Below are 2,537 nucleotides of genomic sequence, written 5' to 3'. Positions count from 1 at the left end.
ATAGTCATGTCATCCATTTTAGAGATACCAACATCGATTAAGTTTGAATTCGATGAGAGAAAAGCAACAGAAGCAGCGTGTTTATTATTGCAGCGCGCTAATAATAGATTGCCATACTTAAAATTAATTAAAATGCTATACCTTGCTGATCGGATGTCTTTAAAACAATACGGTGAACCAATAACAGGTGATCGATATGTTGCCATGAAATATGGCCCTGTTTTAAGCAATGTATTTGATTTAATTAAAGAAGATATTAAAGGGGAATTCTGGTCTACCAAGATTAAAAAAGATAAATTTGACTCTGTTTTAATTGCTGATTTTTCCCCTAAAGCTTTATGTGAAGCCGACGTTGAGATTTTAACAAAATGTTCTGACTTTTGTCAGCAATATGATCGATGGGATCTTGTCGATATCGTCCATAAATTACCTGAATGGCAAGACCCTGGTGAAACATCGACACCTATTAGTGTTGAAAGTATATTAAAAGTATTTAACAAAAGTGATGAAGAAATTGAGGAAATACGACAAGAAGCATCTGATAAATTGTATTTTCATCAAATGCTGACTGGAGCCTAATTTTAAACTATTGCTTTGATTATGGGGAGTGTTTATTTTATTGAATTTGCACCAGGAAGACCTGGCCATTTTTACATATTAATTTCTAACCCTACTTCAGAAAATAAAATAATAATTTCTAATTTATCTACATCACCAGGTAATTGTGGAGATAACTATACTATTACTCAATCAGAATTACGTTGTTTATCTCATAGTTCTTTTTTAAGGTGTAATAATACTGAAATGAGATATTGCAATGAAATAGAACGCCTAATTACATCAGGTAAATGTATTAAAAAAGCGACATTAAGTAACAATATTCTAGCCAAAGTCCAAAAAACTATCCTTGATTGCAGACGAGTATCAATAGAAATAAAAGATGTACTACGGCAACAATTAGAACAATCAACCTAATCGATAAGATAACACCTATAACTCAGAGATAGTTTCATTGTCTCGCTTCATGTCACGAATAACTCCAGCTACAAGTTTACGAATACCACGCAGTGCCGCTTCTTGTGATGTTGCTGGAGATGCCGCCAAATGACTAAGGCTAGGAAATTCAGCACAAAGGCCAACATACTCTTGGTCTTCATCTAACCAAGTTACACGATATGTATAATGATCACTTGCTAGCATCACGACTCTCCTCTAACTTCTCTATGGCTCGCAAAACTTGCCGTACCTGATATACTTTTGCCTTACCCCTATCGTTTTGAATATTCACACGGGGGTCAGCAGGCCAAGGCGTCTTGTACACATGATGCGAACCAGCCTGGCGACAGTTCGATACGACCACATCTAGAAGTCGTCGTTGTTCACGTGGTTCTTGAGAAACATAAAGAGAATAGGCAAGTTGCGCGAGTTCGATAATTTTAATACCCTCGTAAAAATATGTTGCCGCCGCATGGTCATGAGTCTCTATTTGGCGAGCAATCTCAATCCGTTCTTTTTCCCATTCAGCGGCTTTACACTCCCATAGCTCAATTGAAATCCGGCCATCAACTCGATCTTGGTAGGCTTGATCAAGATATGAAGAAATTTTCTCATGTCGGGCATGTAAATTTTTTACAGCCTCATTATGAAATTTTGCTTGTTCAGCACGACTCATCAATAATGCCTCGCGAGTCCACTCAACTATCTCTGGTTTTAATTTGATAGTACTCTTTTTATTAGCAGTTGCCGTGCTTCAAACTTATTGCCTGGCAACGGTCACATTTTGGCTTTCTCTTCTACAAACAATTCGGCAATTTTTTTATCGCTGCCATGACGTTGACGCTGTTGATTAGCATCAAGCTTTTTTAATAACTGTTCATTGATATCAGCTAATGACTGGCCGCAAGGAAACGGTACTAAATATTTCAGCCGTATGGCCTTACCAGTAAATTCTACTGCGCCTTTGTCATGACCAACATCAACACGGGCAAAGCATGTCTCGAAAAGATAGTGGCTAGCCAGTGCTTGAAATCTTACAGTCAAAATACGATCGGGCAAGCACACATGAGCTACTGCGGCTTTTAGATTATCATATATGCAACTTTGAGGGACACCACCAAAATGGGCAAACGCTCGTACATGGCCATCAAGAAATGAAATTTGGTCGCAATGTTCATAAATACAGACAAAATCTCGACCGCTATACATTAAATGCATGACAAACATCCATGCTTTGCTGATAATATTTGCAATATTTACAGTGACCTCAAAAAAATCTATTTGAGCTTCTTCGCCAGCATAATGTTGCAATGGGATAAATACTTCGCTGTTTTTTAAACGTCGAGCGCTTAAATATTTTCTTACCCATGAAGGGCTGACTTGATAGCCTTCGATGATTAGTTGCTCATACAAACGAGCGCCGGTTACTCGTTGTTTGGCGCTAATACGGGGTTGCCATTCTCTTAAAAGCTCTTCAATGTGGGGTGCCACTAAATCAAATATAGGCGTGCGCCTTGGTATTGTTTCGATGCGTCTGGGCT

General features: G+C 38.2%; 4 protein-coding genes and 1 pseudogene. 2 read left to right on the top strand and 3 right to left on the bottom strand.

Going from position 1 to position 2,537, the window contains the following annotated elements; genetic code table 11:
* Together JW841_03390 and JW841_03385 are read left to right on the top strand one after the other, a co-directional pair.
* Positions 1-579 (top strand): SocA family protein (locus JW841_03390; GenBank protein MBN1959964.1); only part of this gene is annotated, 579 nt, incomplete at its 5' end.
* A 21-nt stretch (positions 580-600) separates the two neighbouring features.
* Positions 601-975 (top strand): hypothetical protein, encoded by a 375-nt coding sequence (locus tag JW841_03385; GenBank protein ID MBN1959963.1) that lies wholly within the window; start codon positions 601-603, stop codon positions 973-975.
* A 15-nt stretch (positions 976-990) separates the two neighbouring features.
* Here JW841_03385 and JW841_03380 read toward each other — a convergent pair whose 3' ends face one another.
* From JW841_03380 to istA, 3 genes and pseudogenes are all read right to left on the bottom strand, one after another.
* On the bottom strand, positions 991-1,200 hold the full coding sequence (locus JW841_03380) for a hypothetical protein (GenBank protein MBN1959962.1): 210 nt from the start codon (positions 1,198-1,200) through the stop codon (positions 991-993).
* Positions 1,187-1,342, bottom strand: a pseudogene (locus JW841_03375) (toxin HicA). The gene JW841_03380 and the pseudogene JW841_03375 overlap by 14 nt, the downstream one beginning before the upstream one ends.
* Positions 1,343-1,773: 431 nt before the next feature.
* The coding region (gene istA, locus JW841_03370; protein ID MBN1959961.1) for an IS21 family transposase at positions 1,774-2,537 on the bottom strand (764 nt) is incomplete at its 5' end.

This window comes from Deltaproteobacteria bacterium (assembly GCA_016931625.1).
Lineage (GTDB): Bacteria > Myxococcota > XYA12-FULL-58-9 > XYA12-FULL-58-9 > JAFGEK01 > JAFGEK01.
This window is presented reverse-complemented; position numbering and strand designations above follow the sequence as displayed.

Coding starts and splice junctions, on each gene's coding strand:
- JW841_03385 (MBN1959963.1), top strand. CDS start 601: ATGGGGAGTGTTTATTTTATTGAATTTGCACCAGGAAGACCTGGCCAT.
- JW841_03380 (MBN1959962.1), bottom strand. CDS start 1,200: ATGCTAGCAAGTGATCATTATACATATCGTGTAACTTGGTTAGATGAA.